This window comes from Streptococcus sp. 2021WUSS109, assembly GCF_044427305.1.
In the GTDB taxonomy this organism is placed as follows: Bacteria; Bacillota; Bacilli; order Lactobacillales; family Streptococcaceae; genus Streptococcus; species Streptococcus suis.
In genome coordinates, this window is sequence record NZ_JAOTGF010000005.1 from 1 (window position 1) to 15,212 (window position 15,212).

Below are 15,212 nucleotides of genomic sequence, written 5' to 3' on the forward strand. Positions count from 1 at the left end.
TGGTGCTTTAGCACCTGCTCGGGAAAGTGGTGCGCGAGGAAGCTATTTCAGTGGGCCTTTGGCCCTGGCCGGAACAAGCGGCTTATAGCCGCAGAACAAACCACCAGTTCGACTGGTGGTTTTGATTGCGACAAATAGTCGGGAATGTGATAAGCTAGGTCTAACCTATTTCTGAAACTTTCAGAAATTCTCATCAGACAAGGAGGTCCTATGTCTTATTTTCAAAACTTTATGAAGGCCAACAAGGCCTATGTTGACCTGCATGGTGATTACCATTTGCCTCTTCGTCCAAAGACAAAGGTGGCTATCGTGACCTGTATGGACTCACGGCTTCACGTGGCGCAGGCCTTGGGCTTGGCTCTGGGTGATGCCCACATTTTGCGGAATGCGGGTGGGCGCGTGACGGAGGACATGATTCGCTCGCTGGTCATTTCCCAGCAGCAGCTCGGCACAAGGGAAATCGTGGTGCTCCACCATACAGACTGCGGTGCCCAGACCTTTACCAATGAGGACTTTGCGGTCCAACTCAAGCGGGATTTGGGAGTGGATGTGGCTGGTCAGGACTTTCTTCCTTTTACAGACATTGAAGAAAGCGTGCGGGAGGATATTGCTCTCTTGAAACAATCTCCGCTCATACCTGACGACGTTGAAATTTCTGGTGCGGTTTATGATGTGGATACGGGTCGTATGACAGAAGTTATATAGGAATGCTCAGGAAATTCGGTTTTTCCTGTAAATTTTATCTGAATGGCCGAGAAATCCTTGACAAGTTTTTTTGAATGAGATAAAATTGTATTATCACAACAGAACAAACAAAGAGATAAATGATACTTAGTTTATTTTAGCTTGTTCTAGGTTTATTATGGCTATCCTGTGGTTAACAGGACCTTTCGTAAAAAATAGGAGTCAACTATGTCAGACAATCGGATGAAATATACTATCGATAGCAATATGCAGTTTCCTTTGGTAGAAATCGCCTTGGAAGCTGGTGAATCAGCTTATATTCAACAAGGGAGCATGGTCTACCATACGCCGAGTGTGACCTTGAATACCAAGCTCAATGCGCGTGGTGGTTCAGGTTTTGGTAAATTGATGGGGGCCATCGGTCGGTCAATGGTATCAGGCGAATCTATGTTTATCACGCAAGCCATTTCCAATAGCGATGACGGAAAAATTGCACTTGCGCCTTCAACGCCAGGTCAGGTTATTGCCTTGGAACTTGGTGCAGAGCAATATCGACTAAATGATGGTGCCTTCCTTGCCCTTGATGGTTCTGCTCAATATAAAATGGAACGCCAGAGTGTTGGAAAAGCTTTCTTTGGTGGTCAGGGTGGACTCTTTGTGATGACGACAGAGGGGCGCGGAACACTTTTGGCGAATGCATTTGGTTCTATTAAGAAGCTAACTTTGGATGGTGGAAGTATCACCATTGACAATGCTCATGTGGTTGCTTGGAGTCGTGATTTGGACTACAATATCCATATGGAAAATGGTTTCCTCCAATCTATCGGTACAGGTGAAGGAATCGTTAATACCTTTACAGGTTATGGGGAAATCTATGTACAGAGCTTGAACATTGAGACCTTTGCTCAGGTCATTGGCAATCATATTGTCGGTGCAGGTGGTGACGGTGGTGGTGGAAGCACATCATTGCTGGATGCGATTTTTTAAGAAAAAAACTCTGCAATTTTCAAAATCATATAATAAAAATTAGGTCCCTCGCGTAATGCAAGGGACTTTTCTTAGTTTATTTCTACCACTTACCTGTCTAATTTTGCCACTTACTGAAATGCCCTTGTAATTGGATGTCGAACTGGTATAATAGAGCTATCAAAAAGGAGGGAGCTATGAAAGTTAGGATTGAATTTGATGACAGCTTAGATCAGGTTGAAGTTGTTATCCGAACCAGTCAGCTGGGATCAGAGATTGAACAGATTCAGCAAGCTTTGCAACAAGTTAGTCGTCCCTCGCTTGTTTTTTACAAGGGGAGCAGCGAGTATTTTCTTTCATTGGGTGACATACTTTTCTTTGAAACGGACGGAACCAAGATTTTTGCTCATACAGGCGATGATGCCTACGAGGTTAAGATGAAACTCTATGAACTTGAGGAGTATTTGCCCATCTACTTTTGTCGGGTAGCTAAGTCAACCATTGTCAATAGCAAGGTAGTCTATTCGCTAGATAAGTCCTTCTCGGGCACCAGTCGGATTTCCTTCTATAAGACTCACAAGGAAGTTCACATGTCGCGGCATTATTATCATTTATTAAAAGAAAAATTACAAGAAGTGAGGTAGGAAGATGAAAAGAAATGGTTTGGGAATAGCTTTACTAATCTTGGCAGGCTTGGTCTTGTTTCAAGACTACTTGCCGGTTGTGGAATTTCCTCTTTGGAAATTGGCGCTGGTAGTCGGTTGGAGTTATCTCTTTTTTAAAGCAATGATAAAAAAACAGCTAGTTACAAGCTTTGTCTGGGGAACCTTGGTCTTTATTGTGCTAAACAGTCATTTTAATTGGTTGGAAATTGATATCTGGACCTTGATTTTAGGTGTGATACTGGCTTGTACAGGGGTGAAGCTGTTAATAAAACCTAGAAGGAGTAAGAATATGGTCGATACAAAAAGTTTTGTCACAGGAGTGATTGGCGATAAGGGACGCGATACAGCTTTTGGTTCCTCGACTCGTTATATCCATGAGGAGAATTTTATTCATGACAGTGTGGATGTAGCCTTTGGATCTAGTATGGTTTACTTTGATCAGGCGGTTATTCTGGGAGATAAGGCTGAATTTCATATCGATGCTGCCTTCTCAAATATCACACTCTACCTGCCTGCTGACTGGCAAGCGGTAGTAGAGTTGGATAGCGCCATGTCAACAACTAACAATTATGCATCTGAGCCAAAAGAAAAGGTTCTCTTGGTAACGGGTGATATGGCATTTTCTACATTAAATATTTACTCTATGTAAAAGAATAATCACAGAGGAAGTCCATCCAGGCTCCTCTGTAAGACAAAATATCTGAATATTCTAAAAATTATAAAAAGAAAGGGATTATCATGAAAAAAATTTTGAAAAATGCTACCTACCTATGGGTACTGACGGCGGATATGCTGTCCAATTTTGGTGATGTTGTCTATTATCTGGCCCTGATGAACTATGTTTTGCTGGTGCCCAACAGTCGTCTGGCGCTGGCGATTGTGACCTTCTCAGAAATCTTTCCTAGCTTTATGGGCCTCTTCACAGGCTATCTGGCAGACAAGACGGTCAACAAAATCAGTACTATCAAGCTGACCCTTCTCTTCCGTGTCCTTCTCTACCTCATCCTCGGATTCTGCATGGGATTTGAGCCAGCCCTCTGGATTGTCGTGGTGGCTGCAACTTTCAATGTCTTTGCAGACTTCGCTGGCTTCTATGAAAACGGCCTCTATACACCTCTGGGATTACGCGTAGCGCCCAAGGAAGAGCGGGAGCAGTATTCAGCCTTTCGTCAGACCGTGACCAGCCTCCTAAACATCGCCTTTCAGGCCCTCTCTGCTCTCTTGGTCGGCCTCCTCTCCTACCAAAACCTCGCCTTTCTCAACGCCGGCACCTTTTTAGTCTCCCTCCTCATCATGCAGTTGCTGACGCCAGCCTTTCGCAAACTCCTGACGGAGCAGCCTTTGAAAATAGCAGAGCAGCCGAGCCAGCCCGAGTCAGAAACCAAAGGTCCGAGCATTTTAGCTTCATTCAAGCAAGCCATCGTGGAGCTGCGCAAGATTCCCGAGTTCCGCCTGGTCCTCCATAATCAACGCCTGCGGAGCGATTCTCTATCCTATTCTGGTCCTGCTGATTAGCGAAGACCCAAATCTTGTCTTCCTCAATGTTGAAACAACTCTTGCCCTGACCATTCTGATTTTCTTTGTCGGCAACATCTTGGGTTCGACCTTGGTCTTTACCCTTTTCAAAAAGACCAGCATGGTGACGCTGGAAGTGGCCGCCACTTTCTCTCTTCTTGGAGTGTTTGTCGGAATGTTGCTACATCAACTGCCAATTATTTTCTTCTTCCTTACTACAATGGGAATTAGCTCTGGAGCTAGTGGACCTAAGTTTAACGCTAAGTTTGTCAATTCTATGCCAGAGGAGCAGTTGGCGACCATTGGCGGAGCGGTGTCAACCTATTTTATGCTAGGTCAAGCCTTTACTCGACTGCTGGTATCAGGTCTGGTCTTGGTATTGACTGTCAATCAGATTAGCGGACTTTTCCTAACGGCAACTGGCTTGTTAGTCCTCTATGTCCTCTACTGGCTGGCATGTAACCAAAAAACACCTCAAAATTAGGAATAAAAAAGGAATTATCGCAGCTAAATACTTGACAAATCGCTTGTTATACTACATATAACAAGGCTTGACTTACCAGCCAAGCCTTTCCTAATGGAAAAGGAGATATTATGTCATTAAATCTTTTTGAAGTTGTGAGGTATGAAGGAGAAGATACCAGAAATATTCTTGCATGGCGGCACCCTAATAAAAATATGAAGCCGGGAACAACCTTAATTGTTAATCCAGGTCAACGAGCAGTCTTCTTCTCAAATGGACGAGCTGTTGCATCTTACGAAGAAGGGAAGCATAAAATTGAGGGGAATAATACTCAGGGACTAGCAAAACTCAAGTCGTTTGTTAGTAGCGGTGTGTCACCAGATTCATCTTTCCTATGGTTTGTTAACATGTATGATTTACAGCCGATTGGCTGGGGGACTCCTTCACCGATACTAGTTCGCGATCCAGAAAGTCAAATTCCTGTTGAATTAAAAACACATGGAAATTTTATACCAAGAATCATAGACTTAGAAACATTTATTTTAGAATTTATGCCGAGTCATCCAGATGTTATTACGGCAGAAGTATTTCAGAAGCGTTTCAGACAGGCGGCTATCGGGACGATTACATCAGGTATTTCTCAAGTTGTTGCGAATAGTCGAATTGCTACAATTGATATTGAAATGCATAGCCATGATATTGCTCAAGGGTTATCAGAGCTTTTAAGCAATCGTTTTGCTAAATATGGAATTTCTGTACAAGAATTTAATATTGAAGCCTTGAAAGTAAACCAAGATAGTGAGGGGTACAAGGAAGGGTTTCGATTCCATAAACAAGTTCTTAGTGCAAAAGGGGAGCGTAGCACTCGGGAGATTGAGGGATACAGTTATCAAGAAGAGCGCCAATTTGATGTTCTAGAAAAAGCGGCACAAAATGAAGGTTCCGCAGGGGATCTTATGGGAGCTGGCATGGGAGTTTCCATGGGGCTCGGAATGGGAGCAAATTTTGGAACACTTATGGGAAATTTGGGACAGGGAGCTCATTCTGCTCAACAGCCTCAGATACCAATACAAACAGAAAAAACGATAAATTCTGAAAACAGCCCTACAGTTAGTTTAGCGAAATTCTGTGGTCAATGTGGGACGGCTTTTACCGACGGAGCTAAATTTTGTAGTAACTGTGGACAGTCACGCTAGGAGGAAATATGAGTAAAAATATTTGGATATATGTGACAGGAGTGCTGGTCATGCTTACAACGGTGGCCTTGGGACTTCTGATTCCTCACAAGGAAATTGGTCTTTATTTTATTGCATTGGGGTTATTGGTTTTATCGGAATTTCTGTTTTTTCTGCAACTAATAGTTAAACGACACTTTACTGACTGGTTGCCCATCAATATCGTAACCGTTATCTGGGTTATTTTTCAAAGCATTATGCTTTTTATCTCCAACTATATTTCTATCAGAGTTTTTTGGATTGTTGAAGTTATTGTTATTGGTGGTGTAGCTATTATTGGTAGTTTGACAGCAACTGATAGTCACTATCGAAGGGTTCGAAGAGAAATTATTGCAGATAATAGTGAGGATGTCTTTACCCCAAAACAAGGAGACTACTAATGTATCAATTATTTCGTTTTTTGAGTTTAGTCTTCATGGGACTAGCTAATGCTATTTTGGTCCTCCTCCTCCTTATTCATGCTTTTCCTGATACTATTCTTGATTCTAAATTCAGTGTTGGTACGATAATATTCTCTTTTTCGGGTTTCACATTAGCAGCCTTTGTTTACTATAGTTGTGGTGTTTTAGAGAACATCAAGCTGAAGGCTAACGCATTGGATGAGATATACCAAGGAAAAGTACGTTACAAAGACTACTTGAGAGAAAAAAAGGAACAGTCACATGCTTAAAGTGTTAAAATCAATCTGGGATGCACTTCGTAGTTGGTTACTTTTTAGTGGAATGATGATCTATTGTATAGTCGCAACAATATTTTCACAAGATATGCGACTTGATACTATTTCTTTAGTATTTAACTTTATTGTGACCTTTTTGGTCATATTTGGGATTCCCTTACTCACGATGCGCTGTCATCAGATGGTGTGTTGGCATGCTTTCCATTATTAGCTCTTTTTTTGCTTTTGATTGGTTATCCCAATCCGGTTTATATAATCGGTGCAATGGTAGTAGTGTTAATTAAACCACGAGGTCGGACAGTTGTAGAAAATGTTGTCAAATTCTTTTCGACGGATAACCTGAAATATCTATCAATGTCTTTGATGATACCTTTGATAATCCTATTTTGCGTAGTCATTTCAGCAGAGGGTAGTCAAATGACATTGCCAAATATTGTCAAAACTTTGATTATACGAGTGGCAGTTCTTTATATTGTAATTATACTAATCAGTTGTGTATTAACTTATCGAAAATCTCGATTAGAAGAACGCGTTAAAACACAAGCACAGATAAGGGAACTTTTTGAACTCTTTGAACACTATCAGATTACAGAAGAGACCTATCTTGTTATTTGTGAATCTTGCAGTGCAGAAAATTTTTTAGAATTAGGACAAGGACAATCGTGTAGCCACTGTGGTGCTTGGCTTGCCAGAAAGGAGCCCTAGATGCGACGCTATCGATTAGAGATAACAAAATTTGGATTCCCTATCATTTTTATCATTTGGCTAGGCTCTACAATTTTTCTCTGGCAGATGATTTTAGATTTTTTTAGAAGAAAAAAGGAGGCTGGAATTTCAGTACCTTCCTTAGTAAGTACTGCTTTGATTATTGTGACGGTAGCCTTTATTGTCTTTTTCACACTATCTTTCTATATCTTACTTCGCCCGCCTCGGACAGGACGTCAGGGAAGAAGTTTGAAAGAGGTTTTGGCATATGAAAGTCGGAAAGAAGATGTTGTAGAAAGTCAAGGGCAATCACTTATCAGGAAGACTACCTATCGCCTGGAGGCCAAGAGAGTCTATTGTCCGGCGTGTGGAAAGCCTGCTGAGGGCTTGTTTGATACCATTATTACTTGTGTAAGTTGTGGACATAGCTATCGTATAGAATAGTAGTATAAAGCCCTCGTTTATCCATTGTTTATTTTCGATTAAATGATAGCTAAAACTCAAAAGCATGAAAAACACCTCAAAATCAGTCTCTCTAGGCTGATTTTTCTATCTTCTTATTACGTTCTATGCTATAATGTTCTTGATTGAAATTTTACAGGAGAGAAACATGACTAAACCAATTCGTGTGCGTTACGCACCAAGTCCAACGGGACTTTTGCATATCGGAAATGCCCGTACAGCATTGTTTAACTATCTTTTTGCTCGTCACCACGGCGGTGATTTTATCATTCGTATCGAAGACACAGACCGCAAACGCCATGTGGAAGACGGCGAGCGTTCTCAGCTTGAAAACCTGCGTTGGTTGGGTATTGACTGGGATGAGAGTCCAGAAACTCATGAGCAATACCGTCAATCAGAGCGTTTGGATATTTACCAAAAATACGTTGATCAACTTTTGGCAGAAGGTAAGGCCTACAAGTCTTACGTGACAGAAGAGGAATTGGCGGCGGAGCGTGAGCGTCAGGAAGCTGCGGGCGAAACACCTCGCTACATCAACGAATACCTGGGTATGTCTGAAGATGAAAAAGCAGCCTACGTTGCAGAGCGTGAGGCGGCTGGCATTGTCCCAACTGTTCGCTTGGCGGTCAATGAAGCTGGTATTTACAAATGGAATGACATGGTTAAGGGCGAAATCGAGTTTGAGGGTGGCAACATCGGTGGCGACTGGGTTATCCAGAAACGTGACGGCTACCCAACCTACAACTTTGCCGTGGTCATTGACGATCATCTGATGAACATCTCGCACGTTATCCGTGGGGACGACCACATTGCCAATACACCCAAGCAGCTTATGGTTTATGAGGCACTGGGCTGGGAAGCACCAGAATTTGCCCACATGACCTTGATTATCAACTCTGCTACGGGTAAAAAGTTGTCCAAACGTGACACCAATACCCTTGCCTTTATCGAAGATTACCGCAAAAAAGGCTACCTGCCAGAAGCTGTTTTCAACTTTATCACGCTTTTGGGTTGGACGCCGGGTGGCGAGGAAGAAATCTTCTCCAAAGAGGAGATTATCCAACTCTTTGACGAAAAACGCCTCAGCAAGTCTCCGGCTTCCTTCGATCCGAAAAAGTTGGCTTGGATGGGTAATGAGTACATCAAAAAAGCTGATTTGGAGACCATTTTCAACCTTGCCAAACCATTCTTGGAGGAGGCAGGTCGCTTGACAGACAAGGCAGAAAAATTGGTGGAACTTTACAAGCCACAAATGTCTTCTGTGGATGAAATCGTTCCGTTGACAGACCTTTTCTTCTCAGATTTCCCAGAATTGACCGAGGAAGAAAAAGAAGTCATGGCTGGCGAAACTGTTCCAACCGTCTTGAACGCTCTCAAGGAAAAATTGGAAGCTATGACGGACGAAGATTTCCAACCAGATAACATCTTCCCTCAAATCAAGGCGGTCCAAAAAGAAACAGGCATCAAGGGCAAAAACCTCTTCATGCCAATCCGTATCGCCGTTTCAGGCGAAATGCACGGACCAGAGTTGCCAAACACCATTTACCTGCTCGGCCGTGAAAAATCTATCCAGCATATTGATAATATGTTGAAATCTTTGTAATGAAATAATTAGTAAGGAAGTTGGCTATGTTCAACTTCTTTTATTTTTGCTTTTTAAAAATTACATTTGAGGTTATAATAAGAAATAAATGTAGTAAGGAGATAAGGACGATGAAGAAAAAAGGAATGCGATTGGTTGCGGTGATTGAGGAAACCAAAAGCAAGGAAAAGAGCAAGGAAGAGAATAAAGAAGAGAAATATGAAATCATCAACTTTTTACCAGACATTAAGGTCGAACATACAGATGGAAAAAATTTTAAGATAGAAGAAAAAGACTATATCAAAATCCCATATGCAGAAGGAATTGATGATTTAACTGTTATTGTTGGGGAAAATGGGGTTGGGAAGACTAGGTTGGTGAATGATATACTGAGTATGCCGGCTGACAAAGTTTTTGTATTTTATGATGTAGATAATGACAGATACAGATACTACACGCAGATAGAAACTGATATTAAAAATCATTGGACTTCCCAGATAAAGTTTTTGACGAAAAAGAGTGGTAGCAAACATTACACTCAAAAGTCGCCAAGAGTTTCAGAGGCCAATATAGTCAAGTTTTCTAATGCGATAGAACTAAGCTCTCCCGAGAGGGAGTTAACTATTTCAAAAGATGTATCTACAAGTCGTTTATTAAAGGAATCAGAGTTGCACTATGTGAATATAAGTGATATGAAAAAACAAATAGTTTTTCTTAATAGTGCAATTGTTAATAAATTTGATATACTTCGTTTTATAAAAAGCAAGAAGATTGTCATTAATAAAGATGACTCGTTGAAATACTACAAAACTACTTTGGAGATTGACGACATTCTTGCTCCAAGAAAGCTTTCTGGAACAAATGATGATGACAAGAAAAATGATAATAGTGTTAGCCAGCATACAGTAGACAATAAATACTCACCAAAGAAGCAACTCCTTCAGAATTTATATGATGTACTTATTTATACTTTTATAAAGGAAAGAGAATTAAGAGAGGCGGAGCCACTAGAAAAACCGACAGAAAACGATAGATATAAATTTAAGTTAGTTACAAAAGATGGGCAGTGGCAAGAGATTCCATCTTGTTATAATCTCAAAAAAAAATTAGGAGTTAAAGATTGGAATGATTTTCTAATCCGATGGGATAAAGATGAACGTATTCAGACGGCTTGGGCTGAAGCAAATGCATATTTAGACTATTTTAAACATCCTGAAGACAGTTTTCTAGATAGAGAAAAACGTAAAATTCGATTAGGAAGGAATATTGATAAAGAAGTAGTTATTAACGATTTTTTGAGTTTGGAGAGTATAGGAAAAGAATATCGTGAAAAATTAGTGTCACTAGTCAAGAAAATTGAGGAAATTGAAGATCCAGCGGAACGAAAGACAGTATCGGAACCGGAAATTTTTGATGTATTTTATGAAAAATATTACTCCATACTAATGTTAGTAGAAGAAATGAAAGGTGTGAAATTTGAGAAAACTGCAACAAATTCATATATCAGCCCATTTTATAACTTATGTATTGATAAGTTATTGAGTACAATTACATTCTCTTGGGATGGGTTAAGTTCGGGAGAACTTGCTTTATTAAATCTTTTTGGACGTTTATATAGCATTAAAAAGGGATTGAAAGCTACCAACATTCTTCTGCTTTTGGACGAGGTTGATTTAGGACTTCATCCAGAGTGGCAGCGTCGGTGGATTAGTGTTGCTCTGCCAATCATTAAGGAGATTTTCAAAGGTAAATACATTCAGATTGTCATGACAACGCACTCTCCGATTATGCTGTCAGATATCTATGCAGAAAATGTCATCATGCTAAGAAAAGGTGATAATGGGCAGAGGATTATTGTTGAAAATCAAGGTATGGAAAAGAATCAAGTGACAACATTTGGTCAGAATATCCATGACTTGTATCGTGAATCCTTTTTCCTAGAAAGTACACGTGGAGAGTATGCAAAAGAACAAATTCAAGAAACAATCGAGGTACTATATGAGCTAGAGTTATGGCAGGATAAAGCATCTAGGATTTTTGATATATACAAAGGGAAGTGTAAAGAGAGATATGAAGAACTCTTTGCAGGTGACACAGATGATTTAATCAAAAAAATTGACGATGAAGCTTTTGAAGTGTGGTTTTCGCATCGTTCACAGATTGAGAAAGATATCGAGAATATTAAAAAAATCAGTAACGAAGAGGAGTATGCAAATTACTTTTACGAAAAATATTACAAAAAGAAAGCGAGATATCAAGGGGAATTTACAAAACTTTTCAGAGAAAAGTTTAAAGTCGATAAACAAATCATTGATAAACTTAAGTCTGGTGAAATCATTTTTCCTGAATTTAACCAAATAAATTTCAAGGATGAATATAAAACACAATATAGAGCGAAGTATATAAAATTAAGAGAGGGTATCTTAAATAACTCTTTCATTAGAGAAAAAATTCAAAAATCTTCGAGTGATAATCAGTTCAAACAAATCTTGAAGTATAGGATTGATGCAATTGGCGAACAGTTAATCAAACGTAAGTTGCTGTCTATCTGGGATAAAATTTGCTTTAGTGAAAACTTGTCAGATTCTCCTTCAGAAAAAAGTGAGCTGAACGGGTTATTTCAGCAATTGAAAGAAGCATCGGGCAATAATGAGCAGATACTGACAATAGTATCAGAGATAGAAGAGCTTATGAATTCACATAATGGGGAGGAATAGATGATATATATTGATACAGAACCATATCGCAAAAAGAAAAACTATTTTGGGAATAGGACCACTGTTGAAGAGCTATACTTTAAAAGAATATTAGCTAGGTATAATGATCCTTTAAATTTGGCTGAGTTGAAGAGCTTTATAGAACAATATATTCCTAAGAGTATCAATAGCAGCTGGGATGGGAAAACGTTTTTTAGGCATTTAATATTATTACCGCCCGAGGAGCTGGCTAAGTTTGCTATTAAAAATACTTGTAAGACACCAAAACACTCTAAAGCAATTGATGACTTAAAAAAGGTTTATACAGACTATAATATTTTGTCTAGATCGATTGTTTTTGGTAAATCAGAAATTAATATCAATCAATTTCTTGTTAGGGAATTGGGAGTAACTGTCTGTCCTTATTGTAATCGAAATTATATAAACAATCGTGGGGATAGGTTTGCGGCACAAATGGACCATTTTTATAGTAAGGATGAATTTCCATGGTTAGCTGTTAGTCTATATAATTTAATCCCATCTTGTGGAGCTTGTAATCATATCAAGGGGACTGAAGCTTTAAATGTTCATCCATTCATTAAAAAGCATGTGGAGGAAAATGAAGTAGTCTTTCATTATCGCTACAAAACCATTGATGATATTGAGGTTGTTATTTCTACCAAAAAAGATAAATATCAAGATATTGACGCAATTAAGAAGAAACAACGAGATATTGCAGCTCTTAATCTAAAAGAAGCATACGAGATTCATGGTTTAGATATACAGAATATGTTGGAACGTGAAGTTAGGTACTCAGAATCTTATAGGGATGAGTTGCGAGATATGCTGAAAATAGATACTGTCATTCAATATTATGACTTTTACCTATCTCTAACAGATGACGAGATAGATAGAATGATTTATGGTGATGTGATTTTTGAAGAGGATATAAAAAATGTATCTCTTGGAAAATTCCGAAAGGACATATATCAAGAAATTAAAAAGTTACGGGATTATTAAATTCTCTACCTCGGCCGTGAAAAATCCATCCAGCATATTGATAATATGTTGAAATCTTTGTAAGATAAATAATCCCCGCTGTCCTGTGACGGCGGGGATTTTGTTATAACTGATAACTATAACACTCGCGTTGAAAACGGTATAACGATTTTCTGAAAAAATGTGTTATGATAAGGTAAATCATTAGTACTTAGGAGAGTTTATGGAAAATCATAATTTTGAAAATCAAGGTACTTTTAACCGTGAAATGAACAGCCGTCATTTGCAGATGTTGTCCATCGGTGGGGTAATTGGTACAGGTTTGTTTTTGAGTTCAGGCTATACTATTGCACAGGCTGGACCTTTCGGCGCTGTTGCTGCTTATCTTTTTGGAGCTGTTATGGTTTATTTGGTCATGTTCTCTCTAGGGGAGCTTTCCGTAGCCATGCCAGTAACAGGCTCCTTCCATACCTATGCTACTAAGTTTATCAGTCCTGGTACTGGTTTTATGGTGGCCTGGATGTATTGGCTTTGTTGGGTAGTCGCTCTGGCATCACAGTTCGTAGGAGCAGCTCAGCTTATGCAACGTTGGTTTCCTAGTGTGCCAATTTGGATTTTTGCAACGATTTTCGCGGTCATTGTCTTTGGTTTGAACACGCTGTCTATCGGCTGGTTTGCTCGAGCAGAAGACGCACTTTCCTCTGTCAAAGTCTATGCCATTATGGCATTCATCATTTTAGGAACCTTGGCGATTTTTGGCATCTTGCCTTTTGAGGGGACAAATGCTGCGCCGCTCTTCAATAATATTACAGCCCAAGGCTTACTACCGAACGGTTTGGTTGGTTTTATTTCGGTCATGCTATCTGTTAACTATGCCTTTTCAGGTGTGGAAATGATTGGAATTGCCGCAGGGGAGACAGATAATCCTAAGAAAGCCGTGCCACAAGCTATTAAATCGACCATCGGTCTCTTGGTTATCTTCTTTGTTTTGACCATCGTGGTCTTAGCAGCTTTACTTCCCATGTCAGAAGCGGGTGTGACCGAAGCACCGTTCGTACTTGTCTTGGATAAGATTGGCTTTCCTTACGCTGCAGACATTATGAACTTCATCATCTTGACGGCTATTTTATCTGCGTCCACTTCAGGTCTCTACGCTTCAAGCCGTATGCTTTGGTCTTTGGCCAATGAGGGCATGATTAGCAAGGAATTGGTAAAAATCAACAAGCATGGTGTTCCAATGCGTGGCATGATTTTGTCCATGGTTGGTGTTGTGATCGCTTTGATTGCATCAATTTATGCAGAAGATACTATTTTCTTAGCCTTGGTTTCTATCGCTGGTTTTGCAGTCGTGATTGCATGGTTGGCAATTCCATTGGCACAAATCGGCTTCCGATGTGAATTTTTGAAGAATCATAGCGAAGACGAATTGGAATACAAGACGCCATTTTCACCGACTTTGCCATGGATTACAGTTGTTTTGCTGGTTATTTCCATCATCGGAATTGGCTGGGATCCTTCTCAGCGTGCCGGTCTATACTTTGGTGTGCCCTTTATGATTGGTTGTTATGCGTATCATTACATTCGCTTTAAAAGGTGGTAAGGAGAAACTCGTATGGGTCGTTTTAAGGAACTATTAGAAAATCAAGAGTTTGTCATTTTACATGGTGCTCTGGGAACGGAATTGGAATTTCGCGGTCATGATGTATCAGGTAAGCTTTGGTCTGCCAAATATCTTTTGGAAAATCCTCAGTATATCAAGGATATTCACAGGGATTATATTCGTGCTGGAGCAGATTTGATCACGACATCAACCTATCAGGCGACTTTTGAAGGTTTGGCGGAAGCTGCTTTGTCACAGGCTGAGGCTGAAAAGTTGATTCGTCTGACAGTTGATTTGGTTAAGGAGGCTCGAGACGAGGTTTGGGCTGGCTTGTCGGAGGCTGAAAAAGGACAACGAACCTATCCCCTTATTTCAGGTGACGTTGGTCCTTATGCGGCTTATCTAGCCAATGGTTCGGAGTACACAGGTGATTATGGCAACATCAGTTTGGAGGAATTGAAGGCTTTTCATCGTCGCCGAATCGAACTTCTCTTAGAACAGGGAGCAGAACTCTTAGCCTTGGAGACCATTCCAAATTTTCTTGAAGCACAAGCCTTGGTAGAGTTGCTGGCAGAGGATTTTCCAGAGATAGAGGCCTATATTAGCTTCACTTCACAAGACGGTCAGTCGATTTCTGACGGAACGTCTATTGAGAAAATAGCAGAGCTGGTCAACAGCAGTGAGCAGATTTTGGCGGTTGGTCTTAACTGTACGGCTCCCTCGCTGTACTCAGCTTTCCTTGGCAAGTTGAGAGAGAAAACGGATAAACCATTTGTCACCTATCCAAATTCTGGGGAAGTCTATGATGGAGCCACTCAAACTTGGAAGGAAAAGGCAGACGACAGCCATTCTCTTCTGGACAACACACTTGAATGGCACGAACTGGGTGCCAAGGTAGTTGGAGGCTGCTGCCGCACCCGACCAGCCGATATTGCTGACCTAGTTGCAGGTTTGAAATAAAAGT

Annotated in this window: 16 protein-coding genes; all 16 read left to right on the forward strand. The window is 40.3% G+C overall.

What is annotated here, in order from left to right; translation table 11 throughout:
• Positions 1–210: 210 nt before the first annotated feature.
• The 16 genes from ODU37_RS02630 to mmuM all read left to right on the forward strand — a co-directional run bounded on the left by ODU37_RS02630 (position 211) and on the right by mmuM (position 15,208).
• Entirely contained in the window at positions 211–705 is a 495-nt protein-coding gene (locus ODU37_RS02630) for a carbonic anhydrase (RefSeq protein ID WP_014638738.1), read from the forward strand.
• Positions 706–912: 207 nt separating this feature from the next.
• The gene (locus ODU37_RS02635) at positions 913–1,671 is read left to right on the forward strand and encodes a TIGR00266 family protein (RefSeq protein ID WP_013730631.1); all 759 of its coding nucleotides are present in this window, start codon (positions 913–915) and stop codon (positions 1,669–1,671) included.
• A gap of 176 nt (positions 1,672–1,847) precedes the next feature.
• Positions 1,848–2,294 carry a LytTR family DNA-binding domain-containing protein gene (locus tag ODU37_RS02640; RefSeq protein WP_249562317.1) on the forward strand — a complete coding sequence of 149 codons (447 nt, stop codon included), beginning with the start codon at positions 1,848–1,850 and terminating at the stop codon, positions 2,292–2,294.
• Positions 2,295–2,298: 4 nt separating this feature from the next.
• Positions 2,299–2,964, forward strand: a complete 666-nt coding sequence (locus ODU37_RS02645) for a hypothetical protein (RefSeq protein WP_105158658.1) — start codon at positions 2,299–2,301, stop codon at positions 2,962–2,964.
• Between the two features lie 200 nt (positions 2,965–3,164).
• Positions 3,165–3,830, forward strand: a complete 666-nt coding sequence (locus ODU37_RS02650; RefSeq protein WP_249562318.1) for an MFS transporter — start codon at positions 3,165–3,167, stop codon at positions 3,828–3,830.
• Positions 3,831–3,909: 79 nt separating this feature from the next.
• Positions 3,910–4,314, forward strand: a complete 405-nt coding sequence (locus tag ODU37_RS02655) for a hypothetical protein (protein ID WP_238143142.1) — start codon at positions 3,910–3,912, stop codon at positions 4,312–4,314.
• A 110-nt stretch (positions 4,315–4,424) separates the two neighbouring features.
• Positions 4,425–5,489, forward strand: coding sequence for an SPFH domain-containing protein (locus ODU37_RS02660; RefSeq protein WP_105158657.1), 1,065 nt, complete (start codon positions 4,425–4,427; stop codon positions 5,487–5,489).
• Positions 5,490–5,497: 8 nt separating this feature from the next.
• Positions 5,498–5,908 carry a hypothetical protein gene (locus ODU37_RS02665; RefSeq protein WP_024411139.1) on the forward strand — a complete coding sequence of 137 codons (411 nt, stop codon included), beginning with the start codon at positions 5,498–5,500 and terminating at the stop codon, positions 5,906–5,908.
• Complete coding sequence (locus tag ODU37_RS02670) at positions 5,908–6,198, forward strand: hypothetical protein (RefSeq protein WP_024411138.1); 291 nt, start codon at positions 5,908–5,910, stop codon at positions 6,196–6,198. The genes ODU37_RS02665 and ODU37_RS02670 overlap by 1 nt, the downstream gene beginning before the upstream one ends.
• Before the next feature lie 270 nt (positions 6,199–6,468).
• Positions 6,469–6,909, forward strand: a complete 441-nt coding sequence (locus ODU37_RS02675; RefSeq protein ID WP_249562319.1) for a hypothetical protein — start codon at positions 6,469–6,471, stop codon at positions 6,907–6,909.
• Positions 6,910–7,353 carry a hypothetical protein gene (locus tag ODU37_RS02680; protein ID WP_024408027.1) on the forward strand — a complete coding sequence of 148 codons (444 nt, stop codon included), beginning with the start codon at positions 6,910–6,912 and terminating at the stop codon, positions 7,351–7,353.
• Between the two features lie 166 nt (positions 7,354–7,519).
• A complete protein-coding gene (gene gltX, locus ODU37_RS02685) occupies positions 7,520–8,974 on the forward strand; it encodes a glutamate--tRNA ligase (protein WP_024411136.1) in 1,455 nt (484 codons plus the stop codon).
• Between the two features lie 110 nt (positions 8,975–9,084).
• Entirely contained in the window at positions 9,085–11,670 is a 2,586-nt protein-coding gene (locus ODU37_RS02690) for an AAA family ATPase (RefSeq protein ID WP_249562320.1), read from the forward strand.
• Complete coding sequence (locus ODU37_RS02695) at positions 11,671–12,669, forward strand: hypothetical protein (protein WP_105158653.1); 999 nt, start codon at positions 11,671–11,673, stop codon at positions 12,667–12,669.
• A 202-nt stretch (positions 12,670–12,871) separates the two neighbouring features.
• Positions 12,872–14,248: an amino acid permease gene (locus tag ODU37_RS02700; protein WP_249562321.1), complete on the forward strand. Its 1,377-nt coding sequence runs from the start codon at positions 12,872–12,874 to the stop codon at positions 14,246–14,248.
• Between the two features lie 12 nt (positions 14,249–14,260).
• Complete coding sequence (gene mmuM, locus ODU37_RS02705) at positions 14,261–15,208, forward strand: homocysteine S-methyltransferase (protein WP_105202007.1); 948 nt, start codon at positions 14,261–14,263, stop codon at positions 15,206–15,208.
• Positions 15,209–15,212: the final 4 nt, after the last annotated feature.

Bases quoted from the DNA above. Each gene is read 5' to 3' on its own strand.
- ODU37_RS02630 (WP_014638738.1), top strand. From the start codon at position 211: ATGTCTTATTTTCAAAACTTTATGAAGGCCAACAAGGCCTATGTTGAC.
- ODU37_RS02635 (WP_013730631.1), top strand. From the start codon at position 913: ATGTCAGACAATCGGATGAAATATACTATCGATAGCAATATGCAGTTT.
- ODU37_RS02640 (WP_249562317.1), top strand. From the start codon at position 1,848: ATGAAAGTTAGGATTGAATTTGATGACAGCTTAGATCAGGTTGAAGTT.
- ODU37_RS02645 (WP_105158658.1), top strand. From the start codon at position 2,299: ATGAAAAGAAATGGTTTGGGAATAGCTTTACTAATCTTGGCAGGCTTG.
- ODU37_RS02660 (WP_105158657.1), top strand. From the start codon at position 4,425: ATGTCATTAAATCTTTTTGAAGTTGTGAGGTATGAAGGAGAAGATACC.
- ODU37_RS02665 (WP_024411139.1), top strand. From the start codon at position 5,498: ATGAGTAAAAATATTTGGATATATGTGACAGGAGTGCTGGTCATGCTT.
- ODU37_RS02670 (WP_024411138.1), top strand. From the start codon at position 5,908: ATGTATCAATTATTTCGTTTTTTGAGTTTAGTCTTCATGGGACTAGCT.
- ODU37_RS02675 (WP_249562319.1), top strand. From the start codon at position 6,469: ATGGTAGTAGTGTTAATTAAACCACGAGGTCGGACAGTTGTAGAAAAT.
- ODU37_RS02680 (WP_024408027.1), top strand. From the start codon at position 6,910: ATGCGACGCTATCGATTAGAGATAACAAAATTTGGATTCCCTATCATT.
- gltX (WP_024411136.1), top strand. From the start codon at position 7,520: ATGACTAAACCAATTCGTGTGCGTTACGCACCAAGTCCAACGGGACTT.
- ODU37_RS02690 (WP_249562320.1), top strand. From the start codon at position 9,085: ATGAAGAAAAAAGGAATGCGATTGGTTGCGGTGATTGAGGAAACCAAA.
- ODU37_RS02695 (WP_105158653.1), top strand. From the start codon at position 11,671: ATGATATATATTGATACAGAACCATATCGCAAAAAGAAAAACTATTTT.
- ODU37_RS02700 (WP_249562321.1), top strand. From the start codon at position 12,872: ATGGAAAATCATAATTTTGAAAATCAAGGTACTTTTAACCGTGAAATG.
- mmuM (WP_105202007.1), top strand. From the start codon at position 14,261: ATGGGTCGTTTTAAGGAACTATTAGAAAATCAAGAGTTTGTCATTTTA.